The organism is Phaeobacter sp. JH20_34, assembly GCF_048056095.1.
GTDB classification, from domain to species: Bacteria; Pseudomonadota; Alphaproteobacteria; order Rhodobacterales; family Rhodobacteraceae; genus Phaeobacter; species Phaeobacter bryozoorum.
In genome coordinates this window covers 13,528-31,695 of the sequence record NZ_JAYMWT010000023.1, presented here as the reverse complement: position 1 = coordinate 31,695, position 18,168 = coordinate 13,528, and the positions used below count along the sequence as shown (strand labels likewise).

General features: G+C 59.6%; 19 protein-coding genes. 15 read left to right on the top strand and 4 right to left on the bottom strand.

Annotated features, from left to right (window positions below; genetic code table 11):
* Positions 1-130: 130 nt before the first annotated feature.
* A complete protein-coding gene (locus VWZ81_RS18110; protein WP_340546538.1) occupies positions 131-700 on the bottom strand; it encodes an NYN domain-containing protein in 570 nt (189 codons plus the stop codon).
* A 139-nt stretch (positions 701-839) separates the two neighbouring features.
* Here VWZ81_RS18110 and folK point away from each other — a divergent pair, with 139 nt between their 5' ends.
* The 11 genes from folK to recO all read left to right on the top strand — a co-directional run bounded on the left by folK (position 840) and on the right by recO (position 9,617).
* Positions 840-1,409: a 2-amino-4-hydroxy-6-hydroxymethyldihydropteridine diphosphokinase gene (gene folK, locus VWZ81_RS18105; RefSeq protein WP_416534644.1), complete on the top strand. Its 570-nt coding sequence runs from the start codon at positions 840-842 to the stop codon at positions 1,407-1,409.
* Positions 1,410-1,502: 93 nt separating this feature from the next.
* A complete protein-coding gene (gene rpoZ, locus VWZ81_RS18100) occupies positions 1,503-1,856 on the top strand; it encodes a DNA-directed RNA polymerase subunit omega (protein ID WP_061049565.1) in 354 nt (117 codons plus the stop codon).
* A gap of 40 nt (positions 1,857-1,896) precedes the next feature.
* The gene (locus tag VWZ81_RS18095; RefSeq protein ID WP_340546540.1) at positions 1,897-4,029 is read left to right on the top strand and encodes a RelA/SpoT family protein; all 2,133 of its coding nucleotides are present in this window, start codon (positions 1,897-1,899) and stop codon (positions 4,027-4,029) included.
* 33 nt (positions 4,030-4,062) lie between these two features.
* The gene (locus VWZ81_RS18090) at positions 4,063-4,716 is read left to right on the top strand and encodes a DUF2062 domain-containing protein (protein ID WP_340546541.1); all 654 of its coding nucleotides are present in this window, start codon (positions 4,063-4,065) and stop codon (positions 4,714-4,716) included.
* A gap of 99 nt (positions 4,717-4,815) precedes the next feature.
* A complete protein-coding gene (locus VWZ81_RS18085; protein WP_340546542.1) occupies positions 4,816-5,577 on the top strand; it encodes a pyridoxine 5'-phosphate synthase in 762 nt (253 codons plus the stop codon).
* 59 nt (positions 5,578-5,636) lie between these two features.
* Positions 5,637-6,068, top strand: coding sequence for a holo-ACP synthase (gene acpS / locus VWZ81_RS18080; RefSeq protein ID WP_340546543.1), 432 nt, complete (start codon positions 5,637-5,639; stop codon positions 6,066-6,068).
* Positions 6,069-6,131: 63 nt separating this feature from the next.
* The gene (lepB, locus tag VWZ81_RS18075) at positions 6,132-6,968 is read left to right on the top strand and encodes a signal peptidase I (protein WP_416534641.1); all 837 of its coding nucleotides are present in this window, start codon (positions 6,132-6,134) and stop codon (positions 6,966-6,968) included.
* Entirely contained in the window at positions 6,965-7,651 is a 687-nt protein-coding gene (gene rnc, locus VWZ81_RS18070; RefSeq protein WP_340546545.1) for a ribonuclease III, read from the top strand. The genes lepB and rnc overlap by 4 nt, the downstream gene beginning before the upstream one ends.
* The gene (era, locus tag VWZ81_RS18065) at positions 7,648-8,553 is read left to right on the top strand and encodes a GTPase Era (RefSeq protein ID WP_340546546.1); all 906 of its coding nucleotides are present in this window, start codon (positions 7,648-7,650) and stop codon (positions 8,551-8,553) included. Before rnc ends, era begins: the two co-directional genes overlap by 4 nt.
* Before the next feature lie 6 nt (positions 8,554-8,559).
* Positions 8,560-8,889 (top strand): DUF1491 family protein, encoded by a 330-nt coding sequence (locus tag VWZ81_RS18060; RefSeq protein WP_416534640.1) that lies wholly within the window; start codon positions 8,560-8,562, stop codon positions 8,887-8,889.
* A gap of 2 nt (positions 8,890-8,891) precedes the next feature.
* The gene (recO, locus tag VWZ81_RS18055) at positions 8,892-9,617 is read left to right on the top strand and encodes a DNA repair protein RecO (protein WP_416543459.1); all 726 of its coding nucleotides are present in this window, start codon (positions 8,892-8,894) and stop codon (positions 9,615-9,617) included.
* Here the strand turns inward: recO and VWZ81_RS18050 are convergent.
* Both VWZ81_RS18050 and VWZ81_RS18045 read right to left on the bottom strand, forming a co-directional pair.
* Positions 9,601-10,005 (bottom strand): META domain-containing protein, encoded by a 405-nt coding sequence (locus VWZ81_RS18050; RefSeq protein WP_340546549.1) that lies wholly within the window; start codon positions 10,003-10,005, stop codon positions 9,601-9,603. The two genes, recO and VWZ81_RS18050, sit on opposite strands and share 17 nt — an antisense overlap.
* Before the next feature lie 119 nt (positions 10,006-10,124).
* Positions 10,125-11,810, bottom strand: a complete 1,686-nt coding sequence (locus VWZ81_RS18045) for an acyl-CoA dehydrogenase family protein (protein WP_416543458.1) — start codon at positions 11,808-11,810, stop codon at positions 10,125-10,127.
* 146 nt (positions 11,811-11,956) lie between these two features.
* Between VWZ81_RS18045 and VWZ81_RS18040 the strand changes: the two genes are divergently transcribed.
* Both VWZ81_RS18040 and VWZ81_RS18035 read left to right on the top strand, forming a co-directional pair.
* Positions 11,957-12,745 carry a sulfite exporter TauE/SafE family protein gene (locus VWZ81_RS18040; RefSeq protein WP_416540990.1) on the top strand — a complete coding sequence of 263 codons (789 nt, stop codon included), beginning with the start codon at positions 11,957-11,959 and terminating at the stop codon, positions 12,743-12,745.
* Positions 12,746-12,802: 57 nt separating this feature from the next.
* Entirely contained in the window at positions 12,803-13,702 is a 900-nt protein-coding gene (locus tag VWZ81_RS18035) for a cation diffusion facilitator family transporter (protein WP_416538343.1), read from the top strand.
* 70 nt (positions 13,703-13,772) lie between these two features.
* Here the strand turns inward: VWZ81_RS18035 and VWZ81_RS18030 are convergent, their stop codons facing one another.
* On the bottom strand, positions 13,773-15,371 hold the full coding sequence (locus VWZ81_RS18030; protein ID WP_340546553.1) for a phosphoenolpyruvate carboxykinase: 1,599 nt from the start codon (positions 15,369-15,371) through the stop codon (positions 13,773-13,775).
* Between the two features lie 348 nt (positions 15,372-15,719).
* On the opposite strand from VWZ81_RS18030, the gene VWZ81_RS18025 reads away from it, so the two are divergent.
* Together VWZ81_RS18025 and VWZ81_RS18020 are read left to right on the top strand one after the other, a co-directional pair.
* Positions 15,720-16,421, top strand: a complete 702-nt coding sequence (locus VWZ81_RS18025; RefSeq protein ID WP_340546554.1) for a response regulator transcription factor — start codon at positions 15,720-15,722, stop codon at positions 16,419-16,421.
* Positions 16,422-16,454: 33 nt separating this feature from the next.
* On the top strand, positions 16,455-18,167 hold the full coding sequence (locus VWZ81_RS18020) for a sensor histidine kinase (protein ID WP_416543457.1): 1,713 nt from the start codon (positions 16,455-16,457) through the stop codon (positions 18,165-18,167).
* The last annotated feature ends 1 nt before the right edge of the window (position 18,168 follow it).

The window sequence follows — 18,168 nt, the reverse complement described above, 5'->3', positions numbered from 1 at the left end:
CAATTGATTAAGCGGCGGTCCCGGGGACAAGGAAACCAAAAACAGCGCAAGCAAAAGCCCGCAAACAGTGAAGGTACTGCTGCGGGCCATGTCTGGGTAGTGGTGGCCTCCGGCAGGCCAGAGATCTGTATCAGCCGGTGGCGGCTGATACGGAGCGCGGGTCACTTTGTTCGCGGGGAGGGCGGCCGATCACGTCTTTCAACTCTTCCAGCTCGATGAAATTATCGGCCTGTCGGCGCAGCTCGTCCGAGATCATTGGCGGCTGGCTGCGGATGGTGGAGACGACGGAGACGCGCACACCCTGCCGCTGCAGGCTGGCGATCAACGGGCGGAAATCACCATCACCGGAGAACAGCACGATATGGTCCACGCGGGGAGCAAGTTCCATGGCATCGACCGTCAGCTCGATATCCATATTCCCCTTCACCTTACGCCGACCCATGCTGTCGGTATATTCCTTGGCTGGTTTGGTCACCATGGTGAAACCGTTGTAATGCAACCAGTCAACCAATGGCCGGATCGGAGAGTACTCATCATTTTCCAGCAGAGCTGTGTAGTAAAACGCGCGCAACAACTTGCCCCGGCGCATGAATTCCTGCCTGAGCAACTTGTAATCGATGTCAAACCCAAGCGCCTTTGCTGCCGCATATAGGTTCGATCCATCGATGAACAGCGCGAGCCGTTCGTCCTTGTAAAACATCAAATATGTCCTTCCGGTAGGTCCGTCCCAGCAGTGAGGTTCCGTGAGTGAATGCTGAAATACGCTAAAACGGGTGGACTTAATGTAGGTTATTTGACATTTGCCGCAAGTGTATCGGGATTAAGAAACGAGGGCAAAAATGACCGAATTCCGGTCAGAGGCGCTTATCGCCATGGGGGGAAACCTGCCTATCGGCGAACAGTCGGTTGAGCATACCCTCATAGGGGCTGTTCGGCAGTTGTCCGAATCAGACATCAGCCTGAGGGCAATCTCGCGCTTCTATCAAACGCCTTGCTTCCCGGCGGGCTCGGGTCCTGACTATGTGAACGCAGCGATTGCGATCGGCACAAACCTGCCCCCGCGTGAACTGTTGGAACTGTTGCATGAGGTGGAGGCGGATTTTGCCCGCCGACGTGTGCAGCGCTGGGGCATGCGGACACTGGATCTGGATCTGGTCGCTTATGACGATCTGGTCTGTCCGGATGTGGCGACCTTCGAACGGTGGAGGGATCTGCCACTGGATCTGCAGATGAAAGAGGCGCCGGGCCAGTTGCTGTTGCCGCATCCCAGGCTTCAGGATCGTGGCTTTGTGCTGGTGCCGCTGCGCGATGTTGCACCTGATTGGCGCCATCCGATTCTGGGTCAGACCGTGCGTCAACTCTGTGCGGCGCTGCCAATGTCCGATTTGACCGAGATTTCGCCGGTCTGAGCCGCCAATGCGCCCCATTCGGCGCTTGTCAAGAGAAAGCTTTGGTTTTAGAAGTCACCCTTCTGGACTTATTTTTGATTTGGAGAGTCGCCCATGGCCCGCGTGACGGTTGAAGACTGCGTAGACAAGGTTCCCAACCGCTTTGAGCTGGTGATGCTCGCAGCGCATCGCGCTCGTGAGATTGCCGCTGGTGCGCCGCTCACGGTTGAGCGTGACAACGACAAGAACCCCGTCGTGTCCCTGCGTGAGATCGCTGATGAAACGCAGAGCGCCGACTCCCTGCGTGAGCGTCTGATCGAAAGCAACCAGACCCAGATCGAGGTTGATGAGCCGGAGGATGACTCCATGGCCCTGCTGATGGGCGCGGAAAGCGACAAGCCTGCCACGGATGATATGTCGGAAGAGAAACTGCTGCGTGCGCTGATGGAGGCGCAAGGGCAGGGTTAAGACGTCGCAAGACATAATGAGCTGAGGCTGCGGACCGGAAATGATTTCACCAGAAGACCTGATTGCTCTGGTCCGCAACTACAATCCCAGGACCAATGCGGACAGGATCGCTGATGCTTATGCGTTCGGCGAACAGATGCACGACGGGCAGTTCCGCCATTCGGGTGAGGCCTATTTCACCCATCCCGTGGCGGTTGCTGCCATCCTGACAGAGCAGCGGCTGGATGACGCCACGATCATCACGGCGCTGCTGCACGACACCATCGAAGATACCAAGGCGTCTTACGACGAAATCGCCAGCCGCTTTGGCAAAGAGGTGGCGATGCTGGTTGATGGTGTCACCAAGCTGACCAATCTCCAGCTGTCCAGCCGCGAAACCAAACAGGCAGAAAATTTCCGCAAGCTGTTCATGGCAATGTCCAAGGACCTGCGGGTTATCCTCGTGAAGCTTGCCGACCGTCTGCACAACATGCGCACCATCAAAGCTATGCGCCCGGAGAAACAGGCCCAGAAAGCCCGTGAAACCATGGATATCTATGCGCCACTGGCTGGTCGCATGGGGATGCAATGGATGCGCGAGGAGCTGGAGGATCTGGCCTTTCGCGTGCTCAATCCAGAAGGTCGCCAGTCAATTATCCGCCGCTTTGTCACGCTACAGCGGGAAACCGGCGATGTGATCCATCGGATCACCGGCGACATGCGGGCCGAACTGGAAAAGACCGGGATCGAAGCCGAAGTTTTTGGCCGCGCCAAGAAACCCTATTCCATCTGGCGCAAGATGCAGGAAAAGGATCAGGGCTTTTCGCGACTGTCCGATATCTACGGGTTCCGCATTATCACAACGAGCGAGGAAGACTGTTACCGGGCCCTGGGCGCCATACATCAGCGTTGGCGTGCTGTCCCTGGGCGGTTCAAGGATTACATCAGCCAGCCAAAGTCCAACGGCTATCGGTCGATCCATGCAACCGTCTCCGGGCGCGACGGCAAGCGGGTAGAGGTGCAGATCCGCACCCGGCAGATGCACGATGTGGCAGAAACCGGTGTGGCGGCCCATTGGTCCTACCGCGATGGCGTGCGCTCTGAGAACCCCTTTGCGGTTGATCCGGCCAAATGGATTGCGTCCCTGACGGAGCAGTTTGATGCGGAGGAGGATCACGATGAATTCCTCGAAGCCGTCAAACTGGAGATGTATTCCGACCAGGTGTTCTGCTTCACTCCCAAAGGCGATGTGATCAAGCTCCCAAAGGGTGCGACTCCGATCGACTACGCCTACGCCATTCACACTCGCATCGGCCACGCCTGCGTCGGGGCCAAGGTGGATTCGATCCGCGTGCCGCTTTGGACACGCCTGCGCAATGGCCAGTCGGTTGAGATCATCACTGCTGAGGGCCAGACCCCGCAGGTAAGCTGGTTGGATATTGCAACCACCGGCAAGGCGCGTACTGCGATCCGCCGCGCCCTGCGCGAGGCTGACCGCGCCCGGTTCGTGAAACTGGGCCACGAGTTGGCGCGATCCGCGTTTGAACATGTTGGGCGCAAGGCCACTGACAAGGCGTTGGAGACGGCGGCCCGCGCGCTTCGCGTCAGCACGGTCGATGAATTGCTGGCCCGTTTGGGGGCTGCGGTACTCACCGCGCATGATGTGGTTCAGGCGGTCTATCCGGAACTGGCCGCTGACAACAGCGATGAGGTTTCGCCGCGTCGTGCGGTGATTGGTCTTGAGCCGGGGCAGAGCTTCGAGCGGGCCCCCTGCTGCCAGCCACTGCCCGGCGAACGTATCATCGGCATCACCTATCGTGGCCGGGGCGTTGTGGTCCACGCTGCAGATTGCGACGCTTTGGGAGAGGTCGAGGATCAGCCCGAACGCTGGGTCGATCTGCACTGGCATAGTGGGACCCACCCCGCTGTCTACGGCGTGACGCTGGAGCTGACGATTGGCAATGACGCCGGTGTCCTGGGACGTATTTGCACATTGATCGGCGAAAAAAAGGCCAATATCTCCGACCTTGAATTTGTCGATCGGAAACCAGACTTTTACCGGCTGATGATTAATGTCGAACTGCGGGATGTAGAGCAGCTGCATTCGCTGATGTTGATGCTGGAAGCAGAGAGCGATGTCGCCGCCGTTGCACGGTACCGCGATGTGCCGGAAAGCCGCCCAAAGCTCGGGTAGCCGTTCAGTAGGATTTGGGAAGGACGCGAACCTTTGGTATTCAGGCGCCGTGATAGACGTCCGCCTCTGCGCGCGGTTGCCGATTTCCTGTGGCCGCGGGGCGGGTGGGGGCGCGCGTTTCACTATGTGAAGCATCGTGTGCGTCGTCTGCCCGATTCGCCGGAGCGGATCGCCCGCGGTGTCTGGGCGGGGGTATTCACCACCTTTACCCCATTCTACGGGATGCATTTCGTTGTGGCCGCAATTATCGCGCGGCTGATGAACGGCAATATCCTCGCCGCCCTCAGCGGCACGTTTTTTGGCAACCCGCTCACCTATGTGCCGATCGGCGTTGCCTCTCTGCAGACCGGCCACTGGATCCTTGGAACCGAGTTCGACGCCGATGTCGACAAGTCTCTGGTCGGGAAATTTCTGGCCGCCGGGAATGATCTTTTTGACAACCTGATCGCTTTGGTAACTGATCGTCCGGCGGATTGGCAGGGGCTGACCCTGTTCTACCACGATGTGTTCTATCCTTATCTCGTCGGTGGCGTGATCCCCGGCCTCATCACTGCAACCGTCTGCTATGTGCTGAGTGTACCGGTCATCCGCGCCTATCAGCAGCGCCGCCGCACCAAGATCAAGGCTAAGTTCGACGTCATCAAGAAACGCGCCTCGCTGGACGCCGCAGACGACAGCAGCAGCTAAGCCGCTGCCAAACTGCGCGATTTGGCGGTTTCCGGGCTTGCCCTTGCCAGCGCAACCCCTAGTGTCAGGCAAAAGGCACTCAATTGGGAACTGCGATCCATGGCACAGACTTCCTCGCACAACACAGGCCTGCGGCTTGGCGTGAACATTGACCACGTGGCCACCGTTCGCAATGCACGCGGCGGCCAGGTACCTGATCCGGTGCGCGCTGCCAAGCTGGCCGAGGAAGCCGGAGCCGACGGGATCACCGCTCATCTTCGCGAAGACCGCCGTCACATCACTGATCGCGATATCGACGGGCTGATGGAAGCGTTGAGCGTGCCTCTGAACTTTGAGATGGCCGCGACCGAAGAAATGCAGAAGATCGCCCTGCGCCACAAACCCCATGCGGTTTGTATCGTGCCGGAAAAGCGGGAAGAACGCACGACCGAGGGGGGGCTGGAAGTGGCCCGCGAGGAAAACAAACTCGCCCATTACATCGCGCCGTTGCGCGATGCCGGGTGCAGGGTGTCGATCTTCATTGCCGCTGACCAGCGGCAGATCGAGGCGGCACATCGCATCGGTGCTGAGGTGATCGAGCTGCATACGGGTGCCTATTGTGAGGCTCATGCCGAGGGCGATTTTGCCAAGCGCGATGCCGAGCTGGCAGCCCTGCGCGAAATGTCCAGCTTTGCCCATTCCCTGGGGCTGGAGGTTCACGCGGGCCATGGTCTGACCTATGATTGTGTGCAACCGATCGCAGCCTTTCCAGAGGTGCGCGAACTGAACATCGGCCATTTCCTGATCGGCGAGGCCATCTTCAGAGGGTTGACCCCGGCCATCGCCGAAATGCGCCGCCTGATGGATGAGGCGCGCGTCTAGGACAGCCACCGACGCCCACGGGTCTTGCCAGTTCCGGTCAGATCGCCTTTGATCGGGGCATGATATTGGGCGTTGGCACTGACTTGGCAAATATCGAGCGTATTCAGCGCACTTTGGACCGGTTTGGTGACCGGTTCAAAAACCGTGTTTTCACCGAAATCGAACAGCGCAAGGCCGAGCGGCGCATGGATGTCGCCGGAACCTATGCCAAACGCTGGGCTGCCAAGGAGGCCTGCTCCAAGGCACTCGGCACCGGGTTGCGGATGGGAATCGCCTGGAAAGACATGGCCGTTTCCAATCTGCGCAGCGGCCAGCCGGTCATGCATGTCACCGGCTGGGCCGCAGATCGGCTGGCAAAGATGACACCCCCGGGTCACGAGGCCATCATCCATGTCACATTGACTGATGATCATCCCTGGGCGCAGGCTTTTGTCGTCATCGAAGCGCGCCTAATCACCAGTGAACCGCTTGCGACGCCGGGCGATGCTTGACTTACCCGGAGCGGCCCCGCATGTAGCGCCGGACCCTTGTTTACAGTTAGACCGGAGAGCCTGATGACGGCCAAAGCAACAGTCGGAAGTTCGATCCTTGAGACGGTCAAGACCATTGTCTACGCCCTGCTGATCGCAGGTGTATTCCGCACCCTGTTCTTTCAGCCGTTCTGGATCCCTTCGGGCTCGATGAAGGAAACCCTGCTGATCGGTGACTTTCTGTTCGTGAACAAAATGGCTTACGGCTACTCTTCGGCGTCCTGCCCCAGCCTGAAATTCCCCAGCGTCGGCATCGACATCGACAGCAGTGATATCTGTGGCTTCCTTGACGGTGATAACTCGCGCATCTGGGCCGATGAACCCGAACGCGGCGATGTCGTTGTCTTTCGCCACCCGGTAAACCAGAACGATTTCATCAAGCGGCTGGTTGGCTTGCCGGGGGACAAGATCCAGGTCAAAAACGGCATCCTGCATATCAATGGCGCGGCTGTTGCCCTGCAGGATGCAGGCGAGTTCGAGGAGCTGATGGCGCCGCAGGGACCTGCCGGATCTTATCCTCTTTGTGAAAACGCCCCTGTGGGTGAAGGGGCAACCTGCACGAAATCCCGCCAGATCGAAACTCTGCCGGGCGGCAGTCAGCACGTTGTGCTCAACATCGGCAATCAGGGTATGGATCACACAGGCATTTATCAGGTGCCTGCTGGTCACTATTTCTTCATGGGTGACAATCGCGACAATTCCTCCGACAGCCGACTGCCGCAATCGGCCGGTGGTGTCGGCTATGTGCCTTTCGAAAATCTCATTGGTCGCGCAGATCGGATCATGTTCTCCTCGGCTGGCCGGTCGATGCTGTTTTTCTGGACCTGGCGCGCGGATCGCTTCTTCAAGGGGATCGAGTGAAACTCTCTAAAGAAATGCGCGCGTTTGAGACGCGGATCGGCTATCATTTCTCCCAGCCGGCACTCTTGGTGCGCGCCCTCACACATGCCTCGGTCTCGTCTCCGAACCGGCAGGACAACCAGCGGCTTGAATTTCTGGGCGACCGGGTTCTGGGGTTGGTGATGGCGACGGCGTTGTTGGATACGGACAAGACCGCAACCGAGGGCCAGCTGGCGCCACGGTTCAACGCCTTGGTGCGCAAGGAAACCTGTGCCGATGTGGCGCGGGAGATTGATCTGGGGGCCGTGCTGAAACTGGGCCGCTCCGAGACCATGTCAGGCGGTCGACGCAAACTGGCCTTGCTGGGGGATGCAATGGAGGCGGTCATCGCCGCAGTCTACAAGGACGGTGGTTTTGAGGCCGCGCAGCAGTTGATCCTGCGGCTCTGGGGCCATCGAATTGGCCGAGTCGAGGCGGATGCGCGCGATCCCAAGACCACATTGCAGGAATTTGCTCAGGCGCGCGGAGAGCAGCCGCCCACCTATGTACTGGTTGAGCGCAAGGGGCCCGACCACCAGCCGGAATTTACCATCTCCGTGCAGCTGCAGGACGGCACCGAAGGCCGCGCAACCGCCGGATCAAAACGTCAGGCCGAACAGGCCGCAGCCAAATCTCTGTTGGCTCGATTGGAGCAGGAAAAATGACCACACGCGCCGGCTTTGTTGCCCTGATTGGTGAGCCCAACGCGGGCAAATCCACCCTTCTCAACCGTATGGTTGGGGCAAAGGTGTCGATTGTAACCCATAAGGTGCAGACCACTCGCGCCCGCATCCGCGGTGTCGCCATGGAGGGGGAGAGCCAGATCGTCTTTGTCGACACGCCTGGTCTGTTCCAGCCGCGGCGGCGTCTGGACCGCGCGATGGTTGCTGCCGCCTGGGGTGGAGCTGCGGACGCTGATGTGGTTGTTCTGATGGTTGAGGCGCATCGTGGTATCACCGAAGGGGTAGAGCGCATCCTGGAAGGTTTGGAGAACATCGGCGAGGGGCGCAAGATTGCCCTCGCAATCAACAAGATCGACCGTGTTCAATCCGAAGTGCTTCTTGGCCTGACCAAGGAACTCAACGACCGCTACCCCTTTGCCGACACATTTATGATCTCGGCCGAGAAGGGCCACGGTGTCGACCATCTGCGCAGCTGGCTGGCGGAGCAGCTGCCAGAGGGCCCGTGGCTCTACCCTGAGGACCAGATCGCCGATCTGCCAATGCGGATGATCGCCGCAGAGATGACCCGCGAGAAACTGACCCTGCGCCTGCACCAGGAACTGCCGTACCAACTGACGGTGGAAACCGAAAACTGGGAAGAGCGCAAAGATGGCTCCGCCAAGATCGACCAGATCATCTATGTCGTGCGCGATGGTCACAAGGGCATCATTCTGGGCAAGCGTGGCGAGACCATCAAGGCTGTGAGCCAGGCGGCGCGCGCTGAGCTGGAAGAGTTCCTGGACCGCAAGGTGCATCTCTTCCTGCAGGTGAAGGTCCGCCCGAACTGGCTGGAAGAATCCGAGCGCTATTCCGAGATGGGCCTAGATTTCAAGGACGGGAACTGATCCCATATGGCGCGGCTGACCGCCAGTTTCTGGGTGCAGGCCTATCTCACCCGATTGCGGCTCGCCGATATCCCTGCCTTTGTGACCTCTCATGGTGATGACACAGCGGGGGCCGTATTGGTGAAGCTGAACACGCTGGACCGTCGAGCGCAGGCTCTGCACCGCTCCTATGACCTGATGAGCGGCTTGCGCAGCTGGGTCACTCTGGCCGAGGGGGATGAGGCGGATGTCGATGCCGCCATCGCCAAACAGCGCAGTTTCGACCCTGACCTCTGGGTAATCGAGGTCGAAGATCGCGATGGGCGGCATTTGCTGGACGAGCCGGGGCTGGATTGATCATGGAGTGGCGCGACGAAGGCATATTGCTGACGATGCGCCGCCATGGGGAAAGTGCTGCCATCGTGGATGCGTTTACCGTCGAACACGGGCGTCACTCCGGGATCGTCCGCGGTGGCGCGGGGCGCCGGATGGCGCCGGTGTTGCAGCCGGGTGCCCAACTGGACCTGACCTGGCGCGCGCGGCTCGAAGACCATCTTGGCAGCTATCAGGCTGAGCTGATCCGCAGCCGCGCCGCCACGGCAATGTCCGGCCGATTGGCGCTTGCCGGGCTGAACGCGGTGACGGCGCTGCTCGCCTTCTGCCTGCCTGAACGCGAACCGCACCCGGACCTGTATCTGCGCAGCGCGCAGCTTCTGGACCTTCTGGGGCGTGACGATATCTGGCCGCTGGCCTATCTGCGCTGGGAAGTTGCGCTGCTGGAGGAGATGGGCTTCGGCTTGGATCTCGATCACTGCGCCGTCACTGGCAGTCGACATGAGCTGATCTATGTCTCCCCCAAAAGCGGGCGAGCGGTGTCGCGCGCTGGGGCGGGGGAATGGGCCGACCGCATGTTGCCCTTGCCGGACGTGTTACTGGGACGTGGAGGGGCCGAGACGCAGGACATCGTGGCGGCTTTGTCCACCACGGGTTTCTTTCTGGAACACAGGCTTGCACCATCGCTGGGCAACATCCCGCTGCCAGAGGCGCGGGGGCGCTTTTTGGATGTGCTCAGTCGGCAGCCTTGAAAACCATCTCGCGCCCGGTGTCATTTGACAGGATCATGACGTCGCCCTTGATCTCCACGATCTGCATCTGCTGCAAGGCGTCGAGAACCGCCACCTCTTCTCCGAGAGCCGGACAGACACGGCGCGTGGTCGCCATCTGCGCCAGGTCAAACCACGGGTAGGGGACGTCCAGCCGTGCGGTGAAACGATTGCAGGGCAGGGCGCCGGACACGTTCTCCCCGCGATCAAAGGACAGGGTTGTGGCGTCTTTCACAATATGGCCGTCGATCTCCTGCAGCTGCCATAGCACGCCACGGCCGCCGTAGCCGCGGAGGGTTTCATCGCCGAAACAGCCCGTTAGGGGCAAAGCGCAAGTCAGGGTGACGAGAGAGAAAAACTTGGTCCGCATCGCCGCACGCTACTCGATGAGGGGGCGAGGTCAACCAACCAGGGAGGCGCAAAGATAAAAAAGACCCGGCGCGAAACGCACCGGGTCAGAGGAGTGTCCAGGGGAGTTGATGATTGAACTCAGGCCAAGAGGCGTCTCGCGATGACTTGCGCCTGAATTTCTGCAGCGCCTTCAAAGATGTTGAGAATGCGGGCATCGCAGAGCACGCGGCTGATTTTGTATTCCAAGGCAAACCCATTGCCTCCGTGGATCTGCAGGCCGTTGTCGGCAGCCGCCCAGGCAACACGTGCGCCAAGCAGTTTTGCCATGCCCGCCTCTAGGTCACAGCGATGGCCGTTGTCCTTTTCCCAGGCGGAGAAATAGGTTAGCTGACGCGCGATCATGATCTCTACCGCCATCATCGCCAGCTTCGATGCCACACGCGGGAAGGCGATCAGCGGCTTGCCGAACTGCTTGCGGTCCTGGGCATATTGCATAGCGATATCGAGAGCCGATTGCGCAACACCGATGGCGCGGGCGGCGGTCTGGATACGGGCGGATTCAAACGTTTCCATCAGCTGTTTGAAACCTTTGCCCTCTTCACCACCGAGGAGGTTCTCACGCTTCACGTGAAACCCGTCAAAGCCCAGCTCGTATTCCTTCATGCCGCGATAGCCCAGAACCTCGATCTCGCCACCGGTCATACCTTCGGTTGGGAACGGGTTTTCATCGGTGCCCGGTGTTTTTTCCGCAAGGAACATCGACAGGCCACGGTGATCTGTGGTGTCGGGGTCGGTCCGCGCTAGGAGGGTCATCACATGGGTCCGGGCGGCATGGGTGATCCATGTCTTGTTGCCGGTGATCTTGTAGTCGCCATTGTCATCCTTCACCGCGCGGGTGCGAAGAGATCCAAGATCAGAGCCTGTATTCGGCTCGGTGAATACCGCCGTCGGCAGGATTTCCGCGCTGGCAATCTTGGGCAGCCAATTGGCTTTCTGTTCTTCAGTGCCGCCTGCGATGATCAGCTCAGCGGCAATCTCGGAGCGGGTGCCAAGGCTGCCAACACCGATATAGCCGCGCGACAGCTCTTCGGAGACAACACACATCGACGCCTTGGAGAGACCAAAGCCGCCGTATTCTTCGGGGATGGTCAGACCAAAGACGCCCATCTCGGCCAGTTCCTCGATGATCTCCATCGGAATCAGCTCATCCTTCAGATGCCAGTCATGGGCGTTTGGCTCGACCTTTTCGACCGCGTAGCGACGGAACTGGTCGCGGATCATCTCCAGTTCTTCGTCCAGACCCGAAGCGCCGAACATCACCGATCCGGCCTGTTCCTGCATCAGCTCAACCAGCCGGACGCGCGCAGCCTGCGTGTTGCCGCTGTCACAGAGCGTCATGACGGCAGGGGCCATCAGCATCCGCTGGCTCTCTTGCGACAGGCCCAGATCCTGCAAACGCAGGATTTCGCCCTGGTTCATCTGGATGCCGCCGTAGATCTGCCAGAGGTATTCGCCAAAACCGATTTGTAGCAGCAGGTGCTCCATCTCGCCAAACTTGCCATTTGAGTGCAGGTCGCTGGCCCAGCGGTGCATCTGGCGCAGGCTGTAGGCGTAGGTCGCGAGCCAGGCGAGGCCATGGGCGGCGGTCTGGTTGGCCTCGACCAGCGCGCCAGAGACCCGGCCGCCTTCGCTGACCTGATCGCGGACGGTGCTACGGGCCGCCTCCAGCAGCTGGTCAACCGGTTCCAGCGCAGCAGCGGTCAGCGCCAGCAAATCAGGAATAAGCGTTGGTTGCATTTGCGGGTCCTGTCCGTCGTGGGCCATGAATCACATCCTTTTCAGCTGGCTCAGTGGTAAATCATTTTGCAGTTGCAGCGCAACAAAAATACCCTGCGGCATTATGATTGGATCAAAAATTACGTAACGATTTTGTGCGTGCGGCGATGGAAACCTGTGCTAAGGGTTTGATCATGTCCGATAATTCGATCCTTACCGTTTTCCTCTCTGCGGGTCTTACCCCGGAAAACTTGATCTTTGCGTTTGCGATTGCAGCACTTGCCGGCACGGTCAAGGGGATGGTTGGTTTTGCCATGCCGATGATCCTTGTTTCAGGACTTAGCCTGTTCTTACCGCCCGATATCGCACTTGCCGGATTGATCCTGCCCACGCTGGTGACCAATGGGATGCAGGCCCTGCGGCAAGGGGTAATGGCGGCCTGGGAGTCGATTCGGCGGTTCAGAGTCTTTCTGCTTGTGGGTCTGATCTTTCTGCTGGGCAGTGCGCAGCTGGTCCGCGTATTGCCACAGGACGTCATGCTGATCCTGATAGGTGGGCCGGTCACCCTGTTTGCTTTGTTGCAGCTGTTTGGGATTCCAATCCCCATTTCCAGCGCCACACCGCGTATTGAGGCAACGGTCGCTGCTGTCGCCGGCTTCATCGGTGGTTTCTCCGGTATCTGGGGGCCGCCCACGGTGGCCTATCTAACGGCGCTTGGAACCGAAAAGCGCGAGCAGATGCGGGTACAGGGAGTCATCTACGGGCTGGGCGCCGTGGCGCTGCTGGTGGCGCATATCGGGTCCGGCGTCATGAGAGCCGAGACCGCGCCCTTTTCAATGTTGCTGATCCCTCCGGCGATTCTGGGAATGTGGATCGGCGGACGGTTGCAGGATCGGATCAATCAGGTCACCTTTCGGCGGGTAACTTTGGTTGTATTGCTGCTGGCGGGGGCAAATCTGCTGCGGCGGGGCCTCATCTCATAGGCTCTAACACCATCACTAGAGCCTGTATGATCCGAACGGGCAGACGAAGGACGGCATATGGTGAAGGGATTTGGCGCGGAACGGTTGGCCACTGCATCTATTGTCGTTGCGCTGCTGGTGCTGGTGCTGAAGGCGCTGGCCTGGTGGATGACCGGATCAATTGCCCTGTTTTCCGATGCGATGGAGTCTCTGGTCAATATCGGTGGTGCTATCATGGCGTGGTTCGCGGTTCGCTACGCCAATCGCCCGCCTGATGCTGGTCACCCCTTTGGCCATCACAAGGCCGAGTATTTCTCGGCGGTGCTGGAAGGGATCATGATTATCGTCGCGGCCCTGCTGATCCTGCACGAGGCGATAGAGGCGCTGCGCACCCCGGCGCCATTGGTGTGGAGCCCGTTGGGGCTGCTGGTGAATGCCGTGGCGATGCTGGTCAATCTCTGGTGGGCGCGGGTTCTGATCGGGCGTGGTACGGCCTTGGCCTCGCCTGCCTTATCTGCCGGTGGGCGCCACCTGATGAGCGACGTCTGGACCTCTGCCGGGGTTCTTTGCGGCCTTGGTCTTGCGCTTGCGACAGGCTGGCCATGGCTAGATCCGCTTCTGGCGCTGCTTGTGGCAGTCAATATCCTGCGCGAAGGGTACCGCGTCGTAGCCAGTTCTGTTGGTGGGTTGATGGATCAGGCCGCGCCATCCCACGAACGCGAGGAGATTGCCGAGATCATCCACCGGACCGCGCAGGGGGCCTTGCAGGTGCACGGTCTGAAAACCCGGCGCGCCGGGCAGGCGGTTTTTGTCGAGTTCCATATGGTTGTCGCAGGCGAGATGACCGTGCGGGCGTCGCACGCGATCTGTGATCGTATCGAAGAGGCGATCCGCGTCTCCCTGCCTACAGCGCAGGTTACGATCCACGTGGAACCGGAACACAAACTGGAAGATGGCGGGATCAAACCGGGGCAGTAGATCGGTCATTGCTAGACACGAAAAAGCCCCGGCCATGGACCGGGGCTTTTCTGATCTGACTGTGGTCGGCTTAGCTGATCGCGGCTGCCTTCACATCATCGTCGATGTAGGGCAGGTACTGCTCGAAGTTGTCGGAGAACATCTGAACCAGCTTCGCAGCCTGCGCGTCATATGCGGCCTGATCGTCCCAGGTCCGGCGCGGATCCAGCAGAACCTCGGCCACGCCCGGAACGGTCACAGGTACGTCAAAGCCAAAGTTGCCATCCTTGCGGAACTCAGCCTCGGCCAGCGAACCATCCAGGGCGGCGGTCAGCAGAGCGCGGGTTGCGCGGATCGGCATCCGTGAACCGATACCATATGCGCCGCCGGTCCAGCCGGTGTTTACCAGCCAGCAGGTGGCGCCATGCTGGGCGATCTTCTCACGCAGCAGGTTGCCGTAAACCTCCGGGCGGCGCGGCATGAAGGGCGCGCCAAAGCAGGTGGAGAAGGTCGGCTCCGGCTCGGTCACGCCGCGCTCGGTGCCCGCCACCTTGGAGGTGAAGCCGGACAGGAAGTGGTACATCGCCTGCGCTGGGGTCAGCCGCGCGATCGGAGGCAGCACTCCGAAGGCATCACAGGTCAGCATGATGATATTCTTCGGGTGGCCGCCACGGGCGCTTTCCGAGGCGTTGGAGATATAGTGCAGCGGGTAGGCGCAGCGCATATTGGCCGTCAGGCTGTCGTCGTTGAAATCCAGCTTCTTGGTTTCCGGGTCGAACACCATGTTCTCGATCACGGTGCCGAACTTGGAAGTAGTGGCGTAGATTTCCGGCTCTGCCTCGGCATTCAGGTTGATGGTCTTGGCATAGCAGCCGCCTTCAAAGTTGAAGGTGCCGTTGTCGGCCCAGCCATGTTCATCGTCGCCGATCAGCACCCGGTCGGGGTCTGCGGAGAGGGTGGTCTTGCCGGTGCCGGAGAGGCCAAAGAACACGGCGGTGTCCACGGGGTTGCCCTTGGCGTGGTTGGCGGAGCAGTGCATCGGCATGATGCCTTTTTCCGGCAGCAGGTAGTTCAGCAGCGAGAAGACGGATTTCTTGTTCTCACCGGCATATTCCGTACCGCCAATCAGGATCATCTTGCGATCGAAGTTCATCGCAATCACGGTCTCACTGCGACAGTTGTGGCGCTCAGGGTTCGCCTGGAAGCTCGGGCAGTTGATCACGGTGAAGTCGGCGATGAAATCATCCAGATCCTCACGATCCGGGCGGCGCAACATTGTACGGATGAACAGCCCGTGCCAGGCCAGTTCGGTGACCATGCGCACATTGATCGCATGGACAGGGTCGGCCCCGCCGACCAGATCTTGCACGTAATAATCCTTGCCCTGCATATGGACGAGCATGTCCTCGTAGAGCGCATCAAAGCCCTCTGGGCTCATCTCGGCGTTGTTTTCCCACCAGATGGTATCAGCGACGCTGTCGGTTTTCACCACGTGCTTGTCCTTGGGGGAGCGGCCGGTGAACTTGCCGGTGGTCACCAGGAAGGCGCCGCCGTTGCCAAGAGTACCTTCGTCGCGCTTCAGAGCTGCCTCGATCAGAGCTGGCTCCATGAGGTTGTAATAGACGTTCCCCAGTCCTTCGATACCTTGATCTTCGAGGCGGAATTGCGGGTTAACCCGTCCAGATGCCATGTGTTCTTTCTCCTGTGTCGACCATTGAAGGCCGCAAACAATAAAAGCCGCGCCCTGGGGCAGAGATCGGCACAACCGGCCGATGTGGGTGGTCTTAACATGAGGTTTTACTGGCTGAACAGAACGGTTTGACGCAGTTAGCGCCATCAAGGCGATGTTTAGCGCAACCATTTTTTTTAAAGACAATTTGCGAGGGTAGATGCCGGAATGTTCAGCGCCTGCTAAGGTATTTTTGTCTCAATTGAGGCGAAACTGTGTCGAGATTCCTCAATTGGCATTGATTCGCCGAGGTAGAACGGCGATGAACGTCTAAAAAACGCAAAAAAGAGCAGATTAGGGGCCAATCAGATGTCTAAGATTGCTTTAGTCGATGATGATCGGAATATCCTGACTTCGGTCTCGATGACCCTTGAGGCTGAAGGCTTCGAGGTTGAGACCTATAATGACGGGCAGGCTGCGTTGGACGCGTTCAACAAGAAGCTGCCCGATATGGCCGTCCTTGATATCAAGATGCCACGGATGGACGGCATGGACCTGTTGCAGCGACTGCGCCAGAAGACCCAGATGCCGGTGATCTTCCTCACCTCCAAGGATGATGAGATCGACGAGGTTCTGGGCCTGCGCATGGGCGCTGATGACTACGTCAAGAAACCGTTTTCGCAGCGGCTGCTGGTCGAACGCATCCGCGCATTGCTCCGCCGTCAGGAGGCGATCAGCGGCGATGCAGTGGCCACCACCACCGAAAACAAGGTGATGGAGCGTGGCAACCTGCGGATGGATCCCCTACGCCATTCTGTCAGCTGGAAGGGGCAGGATGTATCGCTCACGGTGACTGAATTCCTGCTCCTGCAGGCACTGGCACAGCGACCGGGTTTCGTCAAAAGCCGCGACCAGCTGATGGATGTCGCCTATGACGATCAGGTCTATGTGGACGACCGGACCATCGACAGCCACATCAAACGCTTGCGCAAGAAAATGCGCAATGCAGACCCTGAATTCTCGGCGATTGAGACGCTTTATGGTATCGGGTACCGTTACAATGAAGAGTAAGCCCTGCTCAGGGTCAGGCGGAGTACAACGCCGATGCGCGATTCTGGCATAACCCGCCCACGGCGGGATAGTGATGTTGTTCTGGGCGATGATTGGGTCGCGCCGGAGCAGAACGTCGCGCGTGAACTTCAGGACCGGCGGGCCCGTCGCGGCGTCCTGACGCTGCGGGCGTCGCCGCTCACACGCAGGATCATCACGCTGAACCTTATTGCGCTGATCATTCTGGTGTCGGGTATCCTCTATCTCAATTCCTCGCGTCAGAGCCTTGTGCTTCAGCGCGCAGGTGCCCTGGCGGCCGAAGCGATGCTGATCTCGGATGTGTTTGAGGCACAGCTGCCTGAACTGGGCACCGTGAGCCTTGCGGTCGGCGACGGGATAGATCCGGTAACGACCCTTCAGAACATCAGCCTGCGGGCCGGTGCGGAAGTGTTTGTCTTTGACACCGCAGGGACGCTGATTGCCCAGACCAAGGGGGTCGAACAGGGCGGCGCGCTGGACCTTCTCAATGACGCCAGTCCATCAGCAACCCTGATCAGCGATGCTCTGGCGGCTGTTTGGTCCTTTGTGGGCGGACTGTTGAAGTCGGACACGCCGGAGACCCCGGCCCAGCCTCTTGAGGACCAGCTGCGCGCTATGGTGCAACAGGCGCTGGTCGGCGGGACAGAGGTAAAGGCCGTTGTTGATACCAGCGGCGGCACGGTCTTCTCCGCTGCCACGCCGATCCTGTTTCAGGGAGAAGCGATCGGCGTTGTCACGCTGGCCTCACCAACCGGCGAAATCGACGCATTGGTTCGCGGCGAGCAGGAGCGCGTCCTGCAGATGTTTGTGGTCGCGCTGGTCGTATCCATCGGGTTGAGCCTGGTGCTGGCCTCCACTATCGCAAACCCGCTCGCGGACCTTGCAGAAGCCGCAGAGCTGGGTCGCGATGGCGACTCCCGAAAATCAAAGCCTGGGCGCATTCGCATTCCCGATCTGAGCGCCCGCCCGGATGAAATTGGCCGTCTCAGCCGCGCCCTGCGTGGTATGGTCAAGGCGCTCTATAATCGCATCGACAGCAATGAACAGTTTGCCGCAGACGTGGCTCATGAGATCAAGAACCCGCTGGCCAGCCTGCAATCGGCGGTCGGTACGCTACGGATGGTCAAACGCGAAGATCAGCGTGACAAGCTGCTGGATGTCATCGAACACGACGTGCGGCGTCTGGACCGGCTGGTCAGCGATATCTCCAATGCCTCGAGGCTGGACGCTGAGCTGGTGAAAGAGGAGGAGGAGAGCTTTGATCTCCTCCATATGCTTGGCAACCTCAATCAATTCCTTGGCGAGGATGCGCGCGGCAAGGGGATCGACTATATCACCGACCTGCCGAAGACACCGATAACAATTCAGGGGCTGGAGGCCCGGCTGGCGCAGGTCTTCGTCAACCTGATCACCAACGCGATTTCCTTCTGCGAGGACGGCGATGCCATCCGCGTCTGGGCGCGCCGTCGCGACAACCGCGTTCTGGTCGTGGTTGAAGATACCGGTCCCGGCATCCCCGATCAGGCCCTGAGCAAGGTGTTCAAACGCTTCTATTCACAACGGCCCGTTGAGCATTTTGGCAATAACTCGGGCCTTGGTCTGGCGATTTCCAAACAGATCGTCGAAGCACACGGTGGTGTGATCTGGGCCGAGAATATCCGCCCGACCGAAGCTGACATCACCTCGGAACCTCTGGGGGCTCGGTTTGTCGTCGGCCTCCCGGTCTGAC

Excerpts from the sequence above, each read along its gene's own strand:
- VWZ81_RS18110 (WP_340546538.1), bottom strand. The coding sequence starts at position 700 with ATGTTTTACAAGGACGAACGGCTCGCGCTGTTCATCGATGGATCGAAC.
- folK (WP_416534644.1), top strand. The coding sequence starts at position 840 with ATGACCGAATTCCGGTCAGAGGCGCTTATCGCCATGGGGGGAAACCTG.
- rpoZ (WP_061049565.1), top strand. The coding sequence starts at position 1,503 with ATGGCCCGCGTGACGGTTGAAGACTGCGTAGACAAGGTTCCCAACCGC.
- VWZ81_RS18095 (WP_340546540.1), top strand. The coding sequence starts at position 1,897 with ATGATTTCACCAGAAGACCTGATTGCTCTGGTCCGCAACTACAATCCC.
- VWZ81_RS18085 (WP_340546542.1), top strand. The coding sequence starts at position 4,816 with ATGGCACAGACTTCCTCGCACAACACAGGCCTGCGGCTTGGCGTGAAC.
- acpS (WP_340546543.1), top strand. The coding sequence starts at position 5,637 with ATGATATTGGGCGTTGGCACTGACTTGGCAAATATCGAGCGTATTCAG.
- lepB (WP_416534641.1), top strand. The coding sequence starts at position 6,132 with ATGACGGCCAAAGCAACAGTCGGAAGTTCGATCCTTGAGACGGTCAAG.
- era (WP_340546546.1), top strand. The coding sequence starts at position 7,648 with ATGACCACACGCGCCGGCTTTGTTGCCCTGATTGGTGAGCCCAACGCG.
- VWZ81_RS18060 (WP_416534640.1), top strand. The coding sequence starts at position 8,560 with ATGGCGCGGCTGACCGCCAGTTTCTGGGTGCAGGCCTATCTCACCCGA.
- recO (WP_416543459.1), top strand. The coding sequence starts at position 8,892 with ATGGAGTGGCGCGACGAAGGCATATTGCTGACGATGCGCCGCCATGGG.
- VWZ81_RS18050 (WP_340546549.1), bottom strand. The coding sequence starts at position 10,005 with ATGCGGACCAAGTTTTTCTCTCTCGTCACCCTGACTTGCGCTTTGCCC.
- VWZ81_RS18045 (WP_416543458.1), bottom strand. The coding sequence starts at position 11,810 with ATGGCCCACGACGGACAGGACCCGCAAATGCAACCAACGCTTATTCCT.
- VWZ81_RS18040 (WP_416540990.1), top strand. The coding sequence starts at position 11,957 with ATGTCCGATAATTCGATCCTTACCGTTTTCCTCTCTGCGGGTCTTACC.
- VWZ81_RS18035 (WP_416538343.1), top strand. The coding sequence starts at position 12,803 with ATGGTGAAGGGATTTGGCGCGGAACGGTTGGCCACTGCATCTATTGTC.
- VWZ81_RS18030 (WP_340546553.1), bottom strand. The coding sequence starts at position 15,371 with ATGGCATCTGGACGGGTTAACCCGCAATTCCGCCTCGAAGATCAAGGT.
- VWZ81_RS18025 (WP_340546554.1), top strand. The coding sequence starts at position 15,720 with ATGTCTAAGATTGCTTTAGTCGATGATGATCGGAATATCCTGACTTCG.
- VWZ81_RS18020 (WP_416543457.1), top strand. The coding sequence starts at position 16,455 with ATGCGCGATTCTGGCATAACCCGCCCACGGCGGGATAGTGATGTTGTT.